The 19,414-nt window shown below is 70.9% G+C and carries 16 protein-coding genes and 1 riboswitch; of the genes, 13 read left to right on the top strand and 3 right to left on the bottom strand.

Annotation, left to right across the window (positions count from 1 at the left end):
• Positions 1-29 precede the first annotated feature (29 nt).
• From HN013_RS22050 to HN013_RS22105, 12 genes are all read left to right on the top strand, one after another.
• Positions 30-596 (top strand): GNAT family N-acetyltransferase, encoded by a 567-nt coding sequence (locus HN013_RS22050; RefSeq protein WP_171168864.1) that lies wholly within the window; start codon positions 30-32, stop codon positions 594-596.
• Positions 597-629: 33 nt separating this feature from the next.
• Positions 630-1,643: a glycosyltransferase family 9 protein gene (locus HN013_RS22055; RefSeq protein WP_171168866.1), complete on the top strand. Its 1,014-nt coding sequence runs from the start codon at positions 630-632 to the stop codon at positions 1,641-1,643.
• Positions 1,640-2,749 carry a GNAT family N-acetyltransferase gene (locus HN013_RS22060; protein WP_171168868.1) on the top strand — a complete coding sequence of 370 codons (1,110 nt, stop codon included), beginning with the start codon at positions 1,640-1,642 and terminating at the stop codon, positions 2,747-2,749. Before HN013_RS22055 ends, HN013_RS22060 begins: the two co-directional genes overlap by 4 nt.
• 159 nt (positions 2,750-2,908) lie before the next feature.
• Entirely contained in the window at positions 2,909-4,156 is a 1,248-nt protein-coding gene (locus HN013_RS22065; RefSeq protein ID WP_171168870.1) for a DegT/DnrJ/EryC1/StrS aminotransferase family protein, read from the top strand.
• 157 nt (positions 4,157-4,313) lie between these two features.
• A complete protein-coding gene (locus tag HN013_RS22070) occupies positions 4,314-5,312 on the top strand; it encodes a GNAT family N-acetyltransferase (protein ID WP_171168871.1) in 999 nt (332 codons plus the stop codon).
• Positions 5,313-5,482: 170 nt separating this feature from the next.
• Positions 5,483-6,934 carry an FAD-dependent oxidoreductase gene (locus HN013_RS22075; RefSeq protein ID WP_171168873.1) on the top strand — a complete coding sequence of 484 codons (1,452 nt, stop codon included), beginning with the start codon at positions 5,483-5,485 and terminating at the stop codon, positions 6,932-6,934.
• Positions 6,935-6,979: 45 nt separating this feature from the next.
• The gene (locus tag HN013_RS22080) at positions 6,980-7,846 is read left to right on the top strand and encodes a sugar phosphate isomerase/epimerase (protein WP_171168875.1); all 867 of its coding nucleotides are present in this window, start codon (positions 6,980-6,982) and stop codon (positions 7,844-7,846) included.
• Between the two features lie 64 nt (positions 7,847-7,910).
• Positions 7,911-9,149, top strand: a complete 1,239-nt coding sequence (locus HN013_RS22085) for an MFS transporter (RefSeq protein ID WP_171168877.1) — start codon at positions 7,911-7,913, stop codon at positions 9,147-9,149.
• Between the two features lie 250 nt (positions 9,150-9,399).
• Positions 9,400-10,371: an NAD(P)-dependent oxidoreductase gene (locus tag HN013_RS22090; RefSeq protein WP_171168879.1), complete on the top strand. Its 972-nt coding sequence runs from the start codon at positions 9,400-9,402 to the stop codon at positions 10,369-10,371.
• Positions 10,368-10,979, top strand: coding sequence for an HAD-IIIA family hydrolase (locus HN013_RS22095; RefSeq protein ID WP_171168881.1), 612 nt, complete (start codon positions 10,368-10,370; stop codon positions 10,977-10,979). Before HN013_RS22090 ends, HN013_RS22095 begins: the two co-directional genes overlap by 4 nt.
• A gap of 73 nt (positions 10,980-11,052) precedes the next feature.
• Positions 11,053-12,549, top strand: a complete 1,497-nt coding sequence (locus tag HN013_RS22100; protein WP_171168883.1) for an FAD-binding protein — start codon at positions 11,053-11,055, stop codon at positions 12,547-12,549.
• Positions 12,549-13,283, top strand: coding sequence for an SDR family NAD(P)-dependent oxidoreductase (locus HN013_RS22105; RefSeq protein WP_171168885.1), 735 nt, complete (start codon positions 12,549-12,551; stop codon positions 13,281-13,283). Before HN013_RS22100 ends, HN013_RS22105 begins: the two co-directional genes overlap by 1 nt.
• Before the next feature lie 185 nt (positions 13,284-13,468).
• Here the strand turns inward: HN013_RS22105 and HN013_RS22110 are convergent, their stop codons facing one another.
• Positions 13,469-13,915 (bottom strand): hypothetical protein, encoded by a 447-nt coding sequence (locus tag HN013_RS22110; protein WP_171168887.1) that lies wholly within the window; start codon positions 13,913-13,915, stop codon positions 13,469-13,471.
• Between the two features lie 189 nt (positions 13,916-14,104).
• Here HN013_RS22110 and HN013_RS22115 point away from each other — a divergent pair, with 189 nt between their 5' ends.
• Entirely contained in the window at positions 14,105-14,968 is an 864-nt protein-coding gene (locus tag HN013_RS22115) for an Fpg/Nei family DNA glycosylase (RefSeq protein WP_171168888.1), read from the top strand.
• A gap of 16 nt (positions 14,969-14,984) precedes the next feature.
• Here HN013_RS22115 and HN013_RS22120 read toward each other — a convergent pair whose 3' ends face one another.
• Both HN013_RS22120 and HN013_RS22125 read right to left on the bottom strand, forming a co-directional pair.
• Complete coding sequence (locus tag HN013_RS22120) at positions 14,985-16,427, bottom strand: amino acid permease (RefSeq protein ID WP_171168890.1); 1,443 nt, start codon at positions 16,425-16,427, stop codon at positions 14,985-14,987.
• A 92-nt stretch (positions 16,428-16,519) separates the two neighbouring features.
• Positions 16,520-18,937, bottom strand: a complete 2,418-nt coding sequence (locus HN013_RS22125; RefSeq protein ID WP_171168892.1) for a GH92 family glycosyl hydrolase — start codon at positions 18,935-18,937, stop codon at positions 16,520-16,522.
• A 372-nt stretch (positions 18,938-19,309) separates the two neighbouring features.
• Positions 19,310-19,393, top strand: a riboswitch (cobalamin riboswitch).
• The last annotated feature ends 21 nt before the right edge of the window (positions 19,394-19,414 follow it).

Below are 19,414 nucleotides of genomic sequence, written 5' to 3' on the forward strand. Positions count from 1 at the left end.
GATGTAATTCCCGCAGGAATGGAGATCACATGAGTATTGACACGGTCGTGGTGAGCAAGGACAAGCTGGACATGCTCATGCCGCTGATCGTCGAGCAGCAGTACGACTGCGGAAAAGAGGTCGACCTCGTCACCACCCGCACCTTCTTCGAAGGCATCGTCGGCCATGAGGCGAGCTTCCAGATCATGGCGGCCGAAGAGGGCGTCGCGGTGGGCTTCGTGATGGTCGATCCCATTCCGAACCTCCAGTTCGCCGACAAGGTGGCGTATGTGCACGACGTCTATGTGACCGAGCCCCTTCGCGGCGTCCGGGGCGTCGGAGCACTCCTGGTGGTCGCGGCGTTCGCGGAGGCGATGCGCCGTGGCTATGAGTTCGCCGAGGGCGAGACCGAACCCGACAACCGTCCCGCGCGGAAACTCTACGACCGCATGGCGAAGGAACTGGGAATCGGCTGCAAGGAGGTGGACTCGGTGCGTTACCTGGTGGATCTCCGTCCCGGCATCGAGCGCGCACGCCGCGAACCCGAGTATCTGGACCGACTCGCCGCCCCCCGGCTCCTCAGCCGTCAGAGCGCTCGACCGGGAGCCGATAGTTAGACGCTGACCAGAGGGGCGAGTATGCGTACTGCAATGGTCGTGATAAACGAAGGCGTGGGTAACGGGATCATAGTGGCGCCCCTGCTGGCGGCGCTTGAGCGACGATATCCGGGATGGCGCTGTTTCATGGCTCCGAATATCGCGCTCGACGCCGAATGGGTGCGTTCGGCGGTCGGCTGGCAGGGTGCTTCCGGGATGTTCCCGGCGCTGTGGCGACGGTTCTTACCGGCTGACCGGGAAGCGCTGTGGAACTTTATCGATCATGCTGGGGTGGAGCTGGTCATAAACCTCAGAATGGAGTTCGCCGAAGAGGACGGAAACTACTTCGCATTCCGGTCGGAGGCGACGAAAAGGGGAGTCGAGTGCTGGGACCTGCACGAATTGGGCGGGCAGCCGCAGCGGCTGCCCTTCGGTGAACAGGCCGCCGGTCTCCTGCGCGCGCACGACGTCCCCGTCGATCTGAGCCGCCCGGCCTGGCTCGCCGGCCGACGACAACCACGTCCGGGCGTGATCGGTTGCTACGTCGGTGCCAGTGCCGCGGTCAAACGCTGGCCGCCGGGTGACTGGTCGACCCTGATCGGGCAGCTGGGCGACCGGGGACTGACCGTCGAGGTCGCGGTCGGCCCGGGAGCGGATGAGCAGGCACTGGCGCGTCGGCTGTCGTCGGCGCCGGCCGTCGCCGAAACGGTGTTCCCGCAGTCTCTGGAAGCTCTCCGCGACTGGATCGCCGGGCTGGACGTGCTGGTCAGCAACGACACGCTGGCCGTACACCTGGCGGCCGCACTGGGTTGCCCGGTGGTCACGCTGTACCTGGCGACCGACGGTGACATCTGGTCACCGGTGGCGGCCCCCGATGTCTCGCGGGCCGTGCAGAGCGCGATCGCGCTGTCCTGCTCCTATATGAAGCCGAACGGCACCTGCCGGCGCTACTACGCCGGCTGCCCGGCTCCGTGCGCGGCCGGTGTGCGCCCGGCCGATGTGCTGATCGAGCTGGACCAGCTGGAATGGAGCAGGCGGCGAGCCAGTCACCAGGAGGTGGTCAAATGACCCGCCGGCGCGCGATCGCGGTGCTCGGTGGCCGGCCCGGCAACGCGGGAGCCGACGTCCTCCGGCTGGCGGAGATGATCGGCAAGGAGCTCGCCAAGCGTGGCTACGGCGTGGTGAGCGGCGGCGAGGGTGGCGTAGCGGCGGCGGCCAATGCGGGCTGCCGGGCGGTCGGCGGCGACACACTGGCACTCCTGAAGTGGAACCGGCTGTCCGACGCCGAGGACGGGACCACCTGGGCCCTGCCCACGTCGATGGACCTGGCCCGGAGCAACATCCTCAACTGGTGCGGTGACGGCATGATCGCGTTTGAGGGCCGTTACGGCACGCTCACCGAGATCGGTCTCGCCCTGGACACGGGACGCCCGCTACTGGTCTTGGGCCACCACCCGTTTCTCACCGCCGAGGCGTTCGAGGCGCCCACGTGTCGCGTGGTGCCGGACCCTCGGCCGGAGGACGCCGCCGAGCTGGTCGACCTGCTGGAAACGCTGATCGCCAACGGCGAGCAGGCATCGGTACGGCCCGGTGCCGCCATCGTCGAGGACGACCGGGCCGACGCGAGCGGCATCGGTTTGCGACGTGCGATACCGGGGGACCTCGAACTGTTCCGCCGGGCCTTCGGCGACGCCGACGTGCTGGCGTGGCGAGCGCTGGAACCGACCGACGGGGCGCTCAGCCAATTCCAGCACGAACGCTGCCTGGTGATGCTTGAGCGAGGCCGTCCGGTCGGCTTCCTGGAGTACCGCACGGAGGCCGATCCGGAGCTCGACCACCTCCTCGACCACATCCAGGTCAACGCGGTGGTGGTGGCCGACGCGGCCGACCGGGGCCGGTCGGTCGGGACGCGAGCGTTGAGGCTGTTCGCCGGGTCGGTCTTCGCCGCCGGCCGGCACCGCGTCACCGCGGCGCCCCCTCCCGGCAACAGGGCCGCTGTGCGGTGCCTGGAGAAGGTGGGATTCCAGCAGGTCGGCCTGATGAGGGCGTACGAACGCCACCGCGGTTCGTGGCGGGACGCGTTGCTGATGGATCTGGTCCCGGGCGATCTGGCCGGCAGGACGCCCGGGCCACCGGAGACCGAGGTCGGGCACGGACAACAGGACAGATTTTAGACATCGTCTCATGTGGTGAGGCGGCGGTGGAGACGACGGCAGCCGGCCGGCCGGGCCACCGTTCTCCCCACCGCTCAGCCCGCTGTGAGGACTCGACTCCCTTGCGCACGACGCGGCCGGAAGAAGCGATGCAGATGTACTGGACGAAAGGAAGGTCGCATGGCCGGACCAGGAGTTTCCCGCATCGGCCCGGAGGAGGAGGCCGAGGTTCTGAGCGTTCTGCGTGAGCGAGAGCTGAGCCGGTACCGCTTCGACGACCACGACGGGTCCGCACGGCTGTCGAAGGTCGCGCGGTTCGAGCAGGAGTTCCGCGCCCTGACCGGTGCGCGCCACTGCCTGGGCATGAACAGCTGCACCAGTGCTCTGTTCGCCGGTCTGCTCGCCGCGGGTGTCGGTCCGGGCGACGAGGTGATCGTGCCCGGCTACACCTTCATCGCACCGATCGCCGCGGTCGCGCACACGGGAGCCGAGCCGGTGCTCGCCGAGATCGACGAGAGCCTGCTGCTCGATCCGGCGGACGTGGCCGCGAGGATCACCTCCCGTACGAAGGCGGTGATCGCCGTGCATATGCTCGGAGCGCCGTGCGACCTGGACGCCCTCGGCGCCCTCACACGTGAGCACGGGCTGCTGCTCGTGGAGGACTGCGCGCAGGCCGGTGGTGGCACGTACCACGGTCAACACCTGGGGACCTTCGGCCGGTTCGGCGCGTTCAGTCTCAACGTCTTCAAGACCTTCACCGCGGGCGACGGTGGCGTGCTGCTCACCGAGGACGACGATCTGTACGAGACGGCGTTCGCCCTGCACGATCACGGCGCCGCGCCGTTGCGGTCGGGCGTCACCGAGGGGCCGCCGCTGTTCGGTCTGAATCTACGGATGCATGAGCTGACCGGCGCGGTCGCGCTCGCCCAGGTGCGCAAGCTGCCGGACATTCTGCGGACGTTGCGGGCCAACCGGGACAAGTTCGCGGACGCGATCGGCGACCTGCCCGGGGTGACGCGTCGCCCGCTGCACGACCCGAACGGCGACTGCGCCACGGTACTCGCGTACACGTTCGCGTCCGCGGCCATGGCCGGTGAGGTGGCGGCCCGACTGGACACGATCACCCTGAGCCGGTCGGGCAAACACCATTACGCCAACATGTCCCAACTCCGGCCGGATCAACCGATATCGAAGGCGTCCGCGACGCGCAGGCCGGATCGTGCCGTCCCGCGGCGGCCCTGTCTTCCGGGCAGCCTGCCGCGCACGGACGACCTGCTCAACCGCAGCGTCGCGCTGAGCGTCGGGGTGGTCGACTCCTACCTCGGCAGCGGAGTGGGTATCGACGTGACCGCCGAGGACGACGCGATCGAGGCGGCGGCGCGGCTGTTCAGGACCACGGTCGAGGACGTCGCCAAGGCAGCGTCATGAGTCCGGGAGGGCATACCGGCTCCGTGTGCGAAGCGGGCGCGACGACCCTGCCGCCGACCGTCGCACCGCGTGGCCGGGCCGCCGTTACGGAAGCGGATGCCGAAGCGGCTCCGCCGGCCCGCGGTGAGCAGGCGTCACGGTGGAAGGAGCGCACCGGATGAGTGCGGTCGCGTTCGAGTACGGCGCTCGGGCCGCGACGGATTTCCTGGACGCGCACCAACTCTCGGCGCGGACGCCGTTCCAGACGCGCGGTTGGTGGCGAGCGTGGATACGTGAGGCGGCGGACGCCGAGGGCGCGACCCCGGTGCTGGTCCACAGGACGCGTACCGACCGGCCCACCCCGGTGGTCGGCCTGCAGTTGCACCAGGACGCCGGCACGGCGGTCCTCCGCCCGTTGTCCTGGCCGTGGGCCGACTACCACGAGGTCGCGGAGGTGGGCGACGCGACGCCCACCGGCCCCGAGCCCGACATCGAGGGGGTGGCCGAGGCGATCGACCGATGTCAGCACGAGTTCGGCGCCCGGCTGGAGTTGAGCAACCTGATCGCCGATGGACCGCTGCTGCGCGCCGTGTCCGAGTTGGGCGCCGTGCCCGGGCCGTCGGAGACGGTTGTCCGGCTCGACCTCACCGACCCCGACGTCGTCCGACGCGTCAGCGAACGGCGCGACATGCGGCGAAAACGCCGCCGGATCGAGCGACCGGGCGGCACGCTCCGGCTCACCTGCGCGGACACCTCGGCGCGGGTCTCCGCCCGTCTGCCGGCCTTCATCGACCTGCACAAGCAACAGTGGCGCGACCGGCCCGACGCTGTGGCGCCGTTCGACGGCGGCGTGGTCGACCGGACGTTCGCGGCCGTCGCGGCCGAGCCGTCAAGCGCCGCGCGATTACACGAGTTGTGGCTGGACGAAACCCTGCTCGCCGGTTGGTTCGGCTTCCGGCACGACCGCACGTACTACGCCTACCGCGCGGCCTACGACCTGGGCCACGGTCGCGACTCGCCGGGGCACCTCCTGGTGGCGGCGATGGTCACCGAACTCGCCGCCCAAGGGACGGACACCTTCGATCTGACGCGCGGGGCCTACGCCTACAAGCTCGAACTGCCCAGCATCCGCGCGCTCACCATGGCGGCGAGTCTGGAGCGACCGTGCAGGGTGTGACCCCCTGTCGCCCGCGGGCCCTCGGCCACCGGACCGCCTCGGCGACCTGGCGGAGCCGTCGCCCGGGGCGCCCCGTGCACAAGGCAGCCCGGGGGAACAACCCCTTGCGCACCGCCCGGGCGGTCGCCTCACCGCCGGATGACCAGACTCGGACCACAAACAACTGCGGGGTGGCAGTGGGATCGTTGGCGGACGTCGAGACCGTCATAGTCGGCGCGGGGATGGCCGGTCTCGCGACAGCGGCGGAACTCGCCCGACGGGACCGGGGTTCGGTGGCCGTACTGGAGGCCGGGCCCGACCGAGGTCGCACGCACGTCCAGAGCGCGTATTCCCCGGCCGAGGCGCTCCGGCTCTGGTTGCGTCCGGACACCGACCCCGATTTCCGCCGTCCGTACCGGACAGCCGGCGGGGTCTACCGCGACCTGGCCGGCCTGCGTCGCCGGGTCGGCGGCCGCTCGCTCTACTGGGGTGGCGTACTGCTGCCCATCGAGCGCTGGGCCCTTTCCGAGGAGTGGCCGGACGCGGTCATCACCGAACTGACCGAGACATGGGACAGCGGGCCGTCGCTGTACCAGCGGGTCGTCGACGACGTGGTCGGCTGGGGCGCCGAGCCTCCCGGAGCACCCGGGCTGACCATCGGCCGACTCGCGTTCGACCGAACGCCGCACGCCACCCGCGCGGAACCCGACGGCGGGTGGAGCGCGTTCAGCCCGTTGGCATGGTGGGACGGCGACGGCGACGGTGACTCGAAGGTACGCCGTGTGCCGATCCTCGCCGGCCATGAGGTGCTGGGGGTCCGGGTCGAACGCGGCAGGGCGGCCGGTGTGGTGGTACTCACCGAGGACGGTGAGCGGCGCGACCTACGGGCGAACCGGGTGGTCCTGGCCGCCGGTACGGTCGTGAACAGCCGGCTGGCGATCCAGGCCCTGGCGGCCTCGGACGCCGGCACACCGCGTGAGCTGCCGGGGCTCGTGGACAAGATCTCACAAGGGTTCACGGTCGCCCTCACCGATGTCGAACGGCTTCCCGACGCCGTTCGGGCGGCTGCTCATGAGGGCCACGTCTACCATCGGACCGGTACCGCCAGTACCCGGTCCAACCAGTTCGTGCGATTCACCGAAGGCGTGAACGGCACGGTGAACATGGACAGCTGGACCATGGGCGAGCAGCGCCGCGGCCCGCACGGCGGGGTGCGGTGCGACGGCGGCGGCGCATGGCCCTGGCCGACGACCGTGCACGCCCGGCTCGAAGCGGCCGATGAGGCGGTGCGCACCACCCAGCAGCACCTGCTCGGTGAACTGTGGGCCGAAATGGCGCGACTGCTCGGAGCTCCGGCTGACCCGCTTCAGTTCTCGCCGCAGCACGGTTCGCCCGACCTCGCCGACCGGCTGACGAAGGTCCGCGCACCGAGGCCACTTACCTACAGCTTCCCGCTCGGTTCCGAGCAGCACGAGGCCGGCACCCTGGCGCTCGGTGAAGTCCTGGACGAGAACCACCAGTTCACCGCAGTACCGGGCCTGTACGCGTGTGGACCGTCGGTGATGCCACGCACCGGAGCGGCGAACCCGTCGATGACAACGCTCGCGCTCGGCAAGCGGCTGGGAGCGATCCTCGCCGGGTGACAGGCACCGGAGGCAGCGAGCAGAGAGGGAGTCCCGATGCAAGGAATGTCGATCGCGGTTTCCGGCACCGAGTTCACGGACACCGACGGCGTGGACGGCCTGATGGAGATGGCCAGGTCCGCCCGGTGCGACGCGGTGGAGTTCTGGTATCCGAAGAACGCCCTGCGGGACGGTGTCGACGCCGCACTCCGCAAGCTGGACCGTGCCGGGCTGCGGATAGCCTGCGTATCAACCCCCAGCCAGCTCTACGGCACCGGCGAAGCGGACGCGGTCCCGCTTCTCCACGAGGCGATCGCGATAGCGGCACGGACCGGCAGCAACCGGGTGAACACCTACTTCGGTCACGGGCCGGTGGTCGATGACGAGGGTGCCATCGCGGCGTACGCCGACGCGCTGGCACCGGTCCTCGACCACGCCGCGGCGGAAGGCGTGACCGTCGTGCTGGAGAACGAGTTCGACGCGTTCGGATGGGACCCGGTCGCGTCCGACATCAGCAGGCGGCCGGTGGCGTTGGCGGCGCTGTTCGCCCGGGTCGACTCGCCCTGGTTCGGCTTGAACCTCGATGCCGCGAACTTCTTCTGCGCGACGGTCTCCCCGGCCCGCGACGCGCTGCCCCCGCTCCTGCCGTGGGTGCGCTATGCCCACGTGAAGGACGTGCGCCGGGCGTCGGCGGAAACCCCGCCCGAGGGCTGGACCCGGTACACCGATCACGGCAGGGCCTACGACACGGCGCCCCTCGGCACCGGGGAGCTGGACTGGCCGGCGATCATCGGAAGCCTGGCGACCGCGGACTACGACGGGTTCCTCACGCTCGAACCACACTGCGCGCGGTCGATTCTCCTGGCCGAGACGGCCGGGGCGGCCGACTACCTGCGCGACGTGATCGGCGTTCACGCGCCGTCCCACCGGTGATCACCGAGGCCGTGACGGCCGCCTTCGAGCCTGCCTTGCCCACCCCCGACCCGACGGAGGCGCCGTGACCTCCGCGGCCGCCGAGCCGTCGCTGTGGCGCAACCGCGACTTCGTCACGCTCTGGAGCGGCCAGGTCGTCTCCACCCTCGGCGCCCGGATCAGCGCGACAGCGATGCCGCTGCTCGTACTGGCCACGACCGGCTCGCCCACCGACGCGGGCCTTGTCGGAGCCGCCGGCACTCTGCCCTTTCTCGTCGCCTACCTACCGGCCGGACCACTGGTGGACCGGTACAACCGTCACCGGATCCTGCTGACGAGCGAGATCCTGGCCGGCCTCGCGCTGGCCACCGTTCCGGTCGCCCTGTGGCTGGGAGTTCTGACGGTCGCCCAGCTCATGGTGGTCGGGTTCGTCCAGGGGCTGTGCTTCGTGTTCTTCAGCCTGGCGGAGACGGCCGCCCTTCCCAGAATCGTGCCGGCCGTCCTGCTGCCGGCGGCCCTGGCCCAGAACGAGGCCCGCAGCCGCGGCGCCGCCCTGGCCGGTGGACCGCTCGGCGGCCTGCTCTTCGGAATCGACCGCGCCCTGCCCTTCCTGGCCGACGCGGTCTCGTACGCCGCCGCCTCCATCGCGCTGCTGTTCCTCCGCAAGGACCTGCAGCACAAGACGACCGCGCCGGCCGGGCCACTGTGGCAGGCCACCATGGCAGGACTGCGCTGGATCTGGCGCCACCCGCTCATCCGTACCGCGATCCTGCTGATCACCGCCACCAATCTGGTCTTCCAGGCGCTCGTCCTGACGATCGTCGTCCTCGCCCAGCGCCACGGTGCCACCTCCGGAGCCATCGGAACCATGCTCGGCGTCTACTCCGGTGGCGGGCTCCTCGGCGCACTGGTCGCCGGCAGAGCCCACCGGTACTTCACACCCAAAATGGTCATCATCGGGGTCAACTGGATCTGGGTCGCGCTCCTGCCGCTCTTCCTGCTCACCACCAACCCCCTGCACATCGGGGCGATCGGCGCGGCCACCGCGTTCGTCGGACCACTGTGGAACGTCGTGATCATGAGCTACACCGCCCTCCTGGTACCCAACGAGCTTCTGGGCCGGGTCACCAGTGCGGCGATGACCCTCGCCTGGGGCGTCATGCCCATCGGCTCCCTCGTCGCCGGGCTGTTGCTCACCACCGCGGGTCCCAGCGGTGCCGTCCTCACCCTCACCGCCGTCATGCTCGTCACAGCGGTCGGCGCGACCATCAGCCCGGCCGTTCGCCGCGCCCCGCCGCTGACCGCACACGAGGACGCGATCTGAGGGCGCACTCTGTCCCCGCCCACCGCGGCCGTGATCGGCGACGCCACCGACGTGGTCCTGAGCGAAGTGGCGCCAACACCCGGCCAGTTCATCGTCCCCCACCCGTGTTCGACCTTCCCACCGAGGAGTTGACCGTGATGACGCCAGGTCGCGAGCACGTCCAGGCACCGGCCACCGTCCCGCCCGCGCCGGACACCGACCGTCTCCCTGCCCGGGGTGGCATCCCGGCCGGCCGGCAGGCAGGCACACCATGAGCTCGCGCGTGCTGGTCACCGGTGCGGCCGGGTTCATCGGCCGGCACACCACCGCGGTCTTCCAGCGGGCCGGTTACCAGGTCACCGCTCTCGACCTGCGCCCTGACCCCGGACACCTCGCCGAGCCGGTGCGATGGCTTCGCATGCCCTTCACCTCCCGGGCCGTCCTGGACGAGGTCGCGGCCGGCCGGTACCGGACCGTCGTCCACCAGGCCGGGATCAGCGACACCCGTGCGATGGCAGGACCGGAACTGGACGACACCAACACCCACGGCGTATTGCGGCTGGCCGAAGCCTGCCGCACCGGCGGCGCCCGCCTGATCTACGCCTCCTCGCACTCGGTCTACGGCACCCTGCACCACCGAAGGCCCATCCCCGAACACGCCGACACCGACCCCGCACGGTGCTCGGGTCCGCTGAACCCGTACGCGGCATCCAAGCTCGCCCTCGACCGGCGGATGCGCTCCCGGTACCGCACGGGCCTGGACTGGGCGGGTCTGCGCTACACCAACGTGTTCGGCCCCGATGAGACGGACAAAGGCCCCATGGCCTCGATCCTGTCCCAGCTCCTCCGCTCGGCCGCCGGTACCGGCGAAGTGCGCTTGTTCGACGACTCCTTGACCGCGGCCCGTGACTACATCCCCGTCGAGACCGTCGCCGCCACGATCCTCCAGCTCGCCCAACGGCAGGTGCCCGCCGCGGTCTACAACCTCGGCGCCGGCTTCGCCGTGTCCTTCGCCGAGATCACCCAGTGGTGCGCCCGCCTGCACCGCGAGACCGCGGGTGAGGCACCGCTGCGGGTGACGCTGGTACCGAACGCGGCCGCGGCCGCCTACCAGTACTACACCTGCGCGGAGATGACCGCCCTGGACACCGCGCTACCCGGCCGGCCCACCGTCTCCTTCAAGGATGTGGAAACCCGAGCCGCCGAACTGTTCCACGCCTTCGGCACCCGTGAAGCACCATGAACGACCCGCCGCGCACCAGCGCCCTTCGGCGGCCGGCGGTGTTCCTCGACCGCGACGGCACCCTCACCGAACCCCGTCACTACCCGTCCCGCCCCGAGGACCTGGTGCTCCAGGCGGGCATCGGGCCACCGCTACTCGCCCTCCAGCGCGCCGGTTTCGCCCTGGTCGTGGTCACCAACCAGAGCGGACTGGCCCGCGGCCTGGTCGACGAGGCCGCTGTCGCACCGATGCACCAGCGGCTCCGGGAACTCCTGGCCCACCACCGGGTCCGGCTGGACGGGATCTATCTGTGCCCGCACCATCCGGCCGGTACCGTGCCGCGGTTCTCCCTCTCCTGTTCGTGTCGTAAGCCCGCCCCGGGAATGCTCCACCAGGCCGCCGGCGACCTCGACCGTGACCTGTCCTCCTCGTGGATGGTCGGTGACTCCGTCTGCGACATCGACGCCGGCCACGCCGCCGGAACCCGCACCGCCCTCGTCGGCCCACAGCCCTTCGCCGGCGTCGCACCGACCCTGTACCGGACCACGACCGCCCAGGCACTCACCACCATCGCGGCCTCCGAGATCCCCCTGTACGAGAGTATGGAGACACATCGTGCCGACAGCTGATCCCTCCCCGGACCTTCCCGAATGGCAGTGGCCCGCTACGGTTCCGGACGCCGATGACCCGCACTGTCGGGTAGTGATCGCCGGAGGCGGGCTCGCCGGCCTCGAAGTGGCCCGGCAACTGGCCGCTCTCGGTGTCGACGACGTTCTGGTCATCGAAGCCGGACCCGCGCGGGATCTGTTGCACATCAACTCCGCGCACCAGCGGGATCAAGCGCTGCGCACCTTTCTCGATCCCGCCGGCGACCCGCACTTCCAGCGTTGCTGGACATCGGAATCCGCCCCGCACTACGCCGTCAACGCCGGTCTGCGCAAGCGCCTGGGCGGACGTTCACTGTACTGGTACGGCGCGTCACTGCCGGTCGAGGACTGGGCGCTGGCCGACTGGCCGGAGCCGATCGTGACGGACCTGCGCGGCTCGTGGCGGGGCGGCGGACCGCTCTACGAACAGGTCGCGGCAGACCTCGGAGTGGATCCGAACCGACTCGACTCGCGGCAACCGGTTCTGAAGCTCGGAGAATTCGGTCTCGTCCGCACCCCGCAGGCCGAGACCCGGTTCGGTGACGACGGCCGCTGGTACGCCTACTCCCCGCTGGACCACTGGCGGCACCCGGTATCGGGCGCCGCGCTGGACGGCCCGCGCGGCATCCGGTTCCTGTGCGGCACCGAAGTCCTCTCGGTCGACATCGAGGACGGGCGGGCCCGTGGCGTCCTCGTCCGGGAATCCGGCCCGAACGCCGGGGCCCGCCGCATTTCCGCGGACTCGGTGGTCCTGGCCGCCGGGACCATCGAGAGCAGCAGGCTGGCCATCCAGGCGCTGTGCGCGATCGACCCCAGCCGCCCGCCCCGGCTGAAGGGGCTTACCGACCACATCGTCCAGGGCTTCTTCCTGCGCGTGTGCGACGCCGGAGACAACAGGGCGTCCCATGGCCTGTCGGACGTCGCACCCGGCTCGTACGTGACCGCGTGCGAGGACGCCGTCCGGTCGAACCTGTTCATCACGGTCGAACGGCCCGCACCCGGCGTCCTTCTGTTCGACGTGCGGCTCACCGGGGAGCAGTTGCCCGGGACCGGTAGCCACGTTACCTGTGTGCCGACCCGCGACTACCCGTGGCGCACCACCGTCACCGCGGGGCTGGCCCCGGCCGACCGGGAGGTCATCGGACGCCAGCGCCAGGTGCTGGAAGTGGTCTGGCACCGGCTGGCCGCCGAGTTCGGGCTCACCGCCACGCCTCTGGCCTTCGACGACTTCGACCACCCGGTTCGCACCAACGCCTTCGTGCTGCCGGAGTCGATCGGCGCGGAGACGTCCGAAGGGCCCTTCACCTGGTCGAGCCTGCTGGGCACCGAGGATCACGAGGGCTGCACGCTCCCGCTGGGTGACGTACTCGACGACCGCCATGCGTTCGCCGCCATCCCCTGCCTCTACGCCTGCGGGCCGGCGACCTTTCCCCGTATGGGCGCAGCCAATCCCTCGCTCACCACCCTGGCTCTCGCACGGCGACTCGCCCACTTCCTGGCGGCCACTCCTGGCCGGCAGCCGCACCGTATGACATCGGAGGCAGAAGCGTGATGCTCACGAACAAGCGCGTCCTGGTCACCGGAGCGTCGAAGGACATCGGCCGGGGTATCGCGCTCGACCTGGTCGGGCGCGGAGCAACCGTCGTCGGCACGTACAACACCGGCGCGGCCGACGCGGAGGAACTTCTTGCCCTCGGCGTCCAGAAGATGGTCCACCTCAATCACTTGGACCGGGAGGAATCAGCGGCCACACTCGGCCGGCTGGCCGCTGCCGGCCCCTTCCACGGGCTTGTGAACAACGCCGCGGTGATTGAGTTCACTCCCTGGGATGCCAGTCTGGACTCCTGGGACAGGGTTCTGGACGTCAACCTCCGGGGCCCCCTGGCCACCACGATCGCGCTTGCCCCCGCCATGCCGCCCGGCAGTTCCGTCATCAATATCTCCAGTACAGCGGGGACGATGGGCTCATTCGACTCACTGGCCTACGCGGCGAGCAAGGCCGCGCTCACCAACCTGACGAAGAGCCTCGCCAACGTGCTCGGGCCATCCGGGATCCGCGTCAACGCCGTATCGCCCTGCAATATCGACGCCGACGCACCCGCGGAATCCGCCGGATTGACTCCGTTGGGGCGCAACGGGCTCCCGGGCGACATCGCCTCGGTCGTGGCGTTCCTGCTCGCCGACGACGCTCGCTTCGTCACAGGCACGGACATCACCGTGGACGGTGGCTACACGGCCGCGGACGCCATCGCGAAACGCGCGTATGACGCGGGCCGGGCCGAGTAACGGAGCCGCACCGGAAGGCAGGCGGATCGCGTGCGGCCGGCGGCCGTCGTCGACCTTCCCGACGGCCCCCGCGCTCGCACCTACCGGCCGGCCCCTCACCCGGTGTGGCCCCGGCCCCTCCCTTTCACCGTTTCCTGCGGCCGCGAAGCGCGCTGCGCGCTCACCCGGAGGGGCGGCCCCAGTCCTCAAACGCCGGACGGGCTGTTCAGCCGCCGCAGAGCCGTGAACTGCAGCACCGCGAAGCCGCCGACGACCAGGCCCTGCAGAACCGTCCACACCGTGCCGACGGTGGTGGCGTCCAGCGTCCCCGCCACCGTGACCACCACGCTGCCGACGGCCCACACCGCGTTCAGCGAGGCCACGGTCAGACCGGCGGGCCTGCTGATCTTCCGCCGGGTGGCGACGAGGAGGACGCCGATCGCGTAGACGGTGAGGAACGCGCCGACCGGGTACTGGACCTTCGTCGAGAACCCGAGGAAGGAGTCGAGGACGCCCGCGAGGGCCAGGTAGCCGATGCCGTTGGCGCCGGTGACGGCGGCGTCGAGCAGGAGTGCGAGCCGGGCGAACCGGTCGGGCCGCTCGGTGCCGGCCGGTGTGTCGACGGTGGTGGCGGAGTACTGGGTCGTGGCCATGCGGGGTTCTCCCTCTCGGGCGGGAAGCGGCGGACGTGGGGCCGGGCGACGCGGGGGGCGGTGTGCACCGCAGCCTGTCGGCCCGATGAGGCCGACGCTATGCCGACCGGCCGCGCGGGGCGATTACCTCGCAGGTAGGGCAGGGCCGGTCCGACTTGCCAACCCCGTCGCCCCCGCCACACTGGAACCATGCCCGAGCTGCCCGAGGTGGAGGCCCTCGCCGGGTTCCTGGGGGAGCGGCTGACCGGTCGTACGGTCGAGCGGGTGCTGCCGGTCGCGGTGAGCGTCCTCAAGACGTACGACCCGCCGCTCGGCGCCCTCGAAGGCCGGACGGTCACGGCCGTCCGCAGGCACGGGAAGTTCCTCGACGTCGTCACCGAGAACGGCCCCCACCTGGTGTTCCACCTGGCCCGGGCCGGCTGGGTGCGCTGGCAGGACGCCCTGCCCGCCGCCCCGCCGCGGCCCGGCAGGGGGCCGCTGGCCCTGCGCGTGCGGCTGGCCGGCGGCAGCGGGTTCGACCTGACCGAGGCGGGCACCCAGAAGCGGCTCGCCGCCTACTGCGTCCACCACCCCGCCGACGTACCGGGCGTGGCCCGGCTGGGCCCCGACCCGCTGGCGGACGCGTTCACCCGCGACGTCCTCGCCGGACTGCTGAGCGGCGAACGGCGGCAGCTCAAGGGCGTCCTGCGCGACCAGAGCGTGATCGCGGGCATCGGCAACGCGTACTCCGACGAGATCCTGCACGCCGCCCGGATGTCCCCGTTCAAGCTCGCGGCGAGCCTCACGGACGAGGAGACCGACGCGCTGTACGAGGCGCTGCGGACGACGCTCCGGGACGCGGTCGGACGGTCGCGCGGGCACGCGGCCGAGGGGCTGAAGGCGGAGAAGAAGAGCGGGCTGCGGGTGCACGGACGGACCGGGGAGGCGTGTCCCGTCTGCGGGGACACCGTCCGGGAAGTGTCGTTCAGCGACTCGTCGTTGCAGTACTGCCCCACCTGCCAGACGGGCGGGAAACCGCTCGCCGACCGGCGGTTGTCGCGGCTGCTGAAGTGACTCCCCGGGACGGCCGTCAGTCCCGCGGCACCCCGCGCGCGTCCGCGTGGGCCAGCTCCGAATGCCGGTAGGAGTAGGCGAAGTACACCGCCAGCCCGAGCACGAACCACGCCGCGAACCGCATCCACGTCTGCCACGCCAGATAGGTGATCAGCCAGATCGAGGCCGCCACCCCGATGCCCGGCACGACCGGCATGCCCGGGCAGCGGAAGCTGCGCGGCAGTTCCGGCCGCTTGTAGCGGAGCACGATCACGGCGGTGCAGACCACCGCGAAGGCCAGCAGGATGCCGATGTTGGTGAGTTCAGCGGCCTCCCCGATCGGGACGAAGCCCGCGATCGCCGCCGAGGCGAAGCCCACGATCCAGGTGACGCGGGTCGGCACGTGCCGCGTCGGGTGGGTGTGGGCGAACCACTTCGGCAGCAGCCCGTCGCGGCTCATCGCGAACCAGACACGGGTCACACCGAGCATGAAGGTGAACATCACCGTGAGGATGCCGATGATCGCCCCGACCGCGACGACGTCCGCGATGCCGCCGAGCCCCACCGACTTGAAGGCGGTGGAGAAGCCGCTCTCCTTGTCGATCTCCGTGTAGTGCTGCATGCCGGTCAGCACCAGGCACGCCAGCACGTACAGCACCATCGAGATGCCGAGCGAGTACATGATCGCCCGCGGCATGTGCCGCTGCGCGTCCTTGGACTCCTCGGCGGCCGTCGACATGGCGTCGTAGCCGAAGACGGCGAAGAAGACGGTGGCGGCGCCGGTGAACGCGCCGCTCACGCCGAAGGGGAAGAACGGGTGGTAGTTGGAGCTCTTGACGTGGAAGAAGCCCACGATCACCACCAGCAGCACGACCAGGATCTTCAGCCCGACGACGACCGTCTCGAAGCGGGCGGCGTTCTTGATGCCCAGGGTGAGGAGGTAGGCGATCAGCAGACAGAGCACGGCGGCGAAGAGGTCCACGCGGTGGCCGTCGCCGGTGCCGGGGGCGCCCAGCATCCAGTGGGGGAGGTCCGCGCCCGACTCCGTCACCAGGAAGTTGACGTAGCCGGAGATGCCGATGGCGACGACCGAGACGATGGCCGTGTACTCCAGCAGCAGGTCCCAGCCGATGAACCAGCCGCCGATCTCGCCGAGAACCGCGTAGCCGTAGGTGTAGGCGGAGCCCGCCCGTGGGATGAGGCCGGCGAACTCCGCGTACGAGAAGGCCGCCGCCGCGCTGGCCACGCCCGCGATGAGGAAGGAGATGAGCACCGCGGGGCCGGCCGTGCCGTTGGCGATGGTGCCGGCGAGGCTGAAGATGCCGGCCCCGATGATGCCGCCGACACCGATCGCCGTGAGCTGCCAGAGGCCGAGGGTGCGGGTCAGGTGCTCACCGTGCGCCTCGGCCGTCTCGGCCTCTTCGATGGTCTCGATCGGTTTGCGGCGCAGAATGCCGTGACCTGCCCGGAGCGCGGCCATGTCCTGTCCTCTCGTCGCCGGACGCTGACGGCGGCTCATGATGGTGCACCGGGACCGGTGACGGAAGACGCCGCTCCGGTCCCGTCCGGTGTTCAGCCGATGGCGGGCACCGCCGCCGACCGTCCGGTGCCCCAGCGGCCGGGCTTCGGCCCCACGGCGAGGTCCAGGCGCTCGCCGTGCCGGAGCGCCTCCGTCGTCAGGTACGTGCGGTCGAAGCCGGTCCCGTCCAGCCGGGCGGACTGGATGTACCGGGCGGTGGCCGAGGTGCCGGGCGCGGTGACGGTGAACCGGCCGTGCGGGTACCAGTGCCGGTCCAGCCGGAGGTCGACGCGTTCGAAGACCGGGGTGCTCAGCCCCCACACGTCCGTCCCCGGCTGCACCGGGTAGACGCCGATGGCCGAGAGGACCATCCACGCCGACATGGTCCCCAGGTCGTCGTTGCCGGTCATGCCGTCCGGGGTGTCGGTGAACAGGGTCAGCGCCGCGTGCACCACGTCCGTGGTCTTCCACGGCCGGCCGGTGGAGAGGTAGGTGTAGGGGGCGATGAGGTCCGGTTCGTTCTGCGGGTTGTACTTGTCCGCGTTGTAGTAGTCGTACGGGCCGTGGACCCACACCTCGCGCGCGGTACGGGCCGGGTCGGCGAGCAGCTTGTCGTAGGCGAAGAACGAGTCGAGCCGCTTGTCGGCCGCCTCCCGCCCGCCGATCAGCTCGATCATGCCCGGCAGGTCCTGCGGGACCAGCCACTGGTACTGCCAGGCGGTGCCCTCGTGGAAGCCGGGGCTCTTCGCCGGGTCGGCGGAGCCGGTGAAGGCGCCCTGGGCGTCGCGCGGCCGGAAGAAGCCGGTCGACGGGTCGTAGATCCTGCGGTAGTTGCGGGAGCGGTCCGCGTAGCGCTCGGCGTCGTCGTGGTGGCCGAGCGCCTCGGCCATCTCCGCGAGCGCGCCGTCCGCCAGCGCGTACTCCAGGGTGGCGGAGGCGCCCTCCTGGAAGTCGGAGTCGCCGGGCTTGCGCCGGGGCAGCTCGGGGGCGAGCGGAACGTAACCATCCGTCAGATAGCGCTCGTTGCCGTCCCGGCCCGCGTACGGGGAGTCGGCCGGCGGGACGCCGTCCGCGTTCCGCCGCAGCGCCCGGTACGCCTCCTCCTCGTGCCCTTCGAGCAGCCCGTGCCGGTAGGCGTTGGTGAGGTACGGGGTGACGGGGTCGCCGGTCATGATGTTGGTCTCGACCGTGCCGTAGCCCCACTTGGGCAGCCAGCCGCCCTCGGCGTCGACCCGCAGCACGGACAGGGCCATGTCCCGTGCCTCGGCGGGCGCGAGGAGCGCCAGCAGCTGGGCCTGGGTGCGGTAGGTGTCCCACAGCGACCAGTTCTGGTAGTACGTGAACCCCTTGGCCTGGTGCGTCCTCTGGTCCCAGCCCGTGTAGCGGCCGTCGACGTCGCTGCCGGTGTTGGGGGAGAGGAACGAGCGGTAGAGCGAGGAGTAGAAGGTGCGGCGCAGCGTCCGGCTCCCGCCCTGGACGGTGACGTCGCCCAGCCGCTTCTCCCAGGCGGCGCGCGCCGCCTCGGCCGTCCGGTCGAAGCCCGCCTCCTCGGCGGCCAGGTTGCGCCCGGCGCCGTCCGCGTCCACGTAGCTGACGGCCGTGGTGGCCTCGACCCGCTGCTCGTTCCGGGTGTCGAAGCGCACCCAGGCGCCGTTGCGCTCCGTGCCGCCGGCGGCTCGGGAGCCGGTGGTCACGCGCTCGCCCTCCCAGGTGCCGTAGGCGGTGAAGGGCCGGTCGAAGCGGGTGAGCGTGTGGACGGTGTACGGGCGGGTGTCCTGGCAGAAGCCGCGCCCGGTGACCGTGGCGCGGACGGTGCGGTCGTCGATGATCTCCACGCTGCTGGAGACGCCCTTGTGCAGCGACTGACCCGCGTTGATGAGGACGTTGGCGTGGTCGGTGGCGGGGAAGGTGTAGCGCTGGCGTCCGGTGCGGGTGGTGGCGGTGAGCTCGGCGGTGATGCCCGAGGCGAGCTTGACGCGGTAGTAGCCGGGGCGGGCCGTCTCGTCGGCGTGGTCGAAGACGGCGGCGTAGCGGGCGTTGTCGGTCTCGGTCACCTCGCCCGTGGTGGGCAGGACCGGGAGGTCGCCGCCGATGCGGCAGCCGACACCGGAGAGGTGGATGGTGGAGAAGCCGCGGATGTGGTGGTGCTGGTAGTCGTAGCCCACCGAGTGGCCGGTGTCGGGGGAGAGCTGCACCATGCCGAAGGGAACGGCCGCTCCGGGGAAGGTGTTGCCCTCGTTCTTGGTGCCGATGAAGGGGTTGACGAGATCGGTGAGGCGTTCGGCCGCGCCGTCCCGGAGGACTGCCGCATCCCGGAGAGCCGGTGCGGCCCCGGACGGCGGTGGGGCCACGGCGGCCGCCGGGGCGGAGTGGGCCCGCGGTACGAGTGCGGCGCCTCCCAGCGTCGCCGCGAGGGCGAGGAGGGCGGCCCCGGTGCGGCGCCGCGGCTCTCCGGTCCGTCTCCGTCTCATCGTCCACGTCCCTCACGTGCTGGGGAAAGGGTCATGCCGCCGGGGAAGCCCGTGGGAGGAGCCGGCGGTCACGGCTTTCGGTGCGGGTTCCGGGCGACATCGTTGTCAGGGGGAGGCTCACCCGGGCGGCACGGGGTGTCAAGGATGCGACGGGTGGTGGGCGTGGTGATCCGGCCGCCCGGCTTGTCGCATCAGGTCCCGGAAAGGGGCGCCGTGCAAGGGAGATTGACGGTGTCTCAGGTGCGGGCCTCGGTGTACAGTACCGGCGTTCCGTTCGAACAAGTGACGGATCAATCGGATCGATGGATCCCGCACCGCGGAACAACCGACGACGACAACCGAAGACCACAACCGAATGAGCGGCACGCTCGGGGAAAGCCGGTGGAAGACCGGCGCTGACCTGCAACCGTGAGCGGCGGTCCCGGCCCGGAGGCCGGCGGCCCCGCGAGCCGGACCGCCCGGCGTGCCGCAGTACCG

This window comes from Streptomyces sp. I05A-00742 (assembly GCF_013055795.1).
Classification (GTDB): Bacteria; Actinomycetota; Actinomycetes; order Streptomycetales; family Streptomycetaceae; genus Streptomyces.

Bases quoted from the DNA above. Each gene is read 5' to 3' on its own strand.
- HN013_RS22115 (WP_171168888.1), top strand. From the start codon at position 14,105: ATGCCCGAGCTGCCCGAGGTGGAGGCCCTCGCCGGGTTCCTGGGGGAG.
- HN013_RS22050 (WP_171168864.1), top strand. From the start codon at position 30: ATGAGTATTGACACGGTCGTGGTGAGCAAGGACAAGCTGGACATGCTC.
- HN013_RS22060 (WP_171168868.1), top strand. From the start codon at position 1,640: ATGACCCGCCGGCGCGCGATCGCGGTGCTCGGTGGCCGGCCCGGCAAC.
- HN013_RS22055 (WP_171168866.1), top strand. From the start codon at position 630: ATGGTCGTGATAAACGAAGGCGTGGGTAACGGGATCATAGTGGCGCCC.
- HN013_RS22105 (WP_171168885.1), top strand. From the start codon at position 12,549: ATGCTCACGAACAAGCGCGTCCTGGTCACCGGAGCGTCGAAGGACATC.
- HN013_RS22125 (WP_171168892.1), bottom strand. From the start codon at position 18,937: ATGAGACGGAGACGGACCGGAGAGCCGCGGCGCCGCACCGGGGCCGCC.
- HN013_RS22110 (WP_171168887.1), bottom strand. From the start codon at position 13,915: ATGGCCACGACCCAGTACTCCGCCACCACCGTCGACACACCGGCCGGC.
- HN013_RS22065 (WP_171168870.1), top strand. From the start codon at position 2,909: ATGGCCGGACCAGGAGTTTCCCGCATCGGCCCGGAGGAGGAGGCCGAG.
- HN013_RS22090 (WP_171168879.1), top strand. From the start codon at position 9,400: ATGAGCTCGCGCGTGCTGGTCACCGGTGCGGCCGGGTTCATCGGCCGG.
- HN013_RS22095 (WP_171168881.1), top strand. From the start codon at position 10,368: ATGAACGACCCGCCGCGCACCAGCGCCCTTCGGCGGCCGGCGGTGTTC.
- HN013_RS22070 (WP_171168871.1), top strand. From the start codon at position 4,314: ATGAGTGCGGTCGCGTTCGAGTACGGCGCTCGGGCCGCGACGGATTTC.
- HN013_RS22080 (WP_171168875.1), top strand. From the start codon at position 6,980: ATGTCGATCGCGGTTTCCGGCACCGAGTTCACGGACACCGACGGCGTG.
- HN013_RS22120 (WP_171168890.1), bottom strand. From the start codon at position 16,427: ATGGCCGCGCTCCGGGCAGGTCACGGCATTCTGCGCCGCAAACCGATC.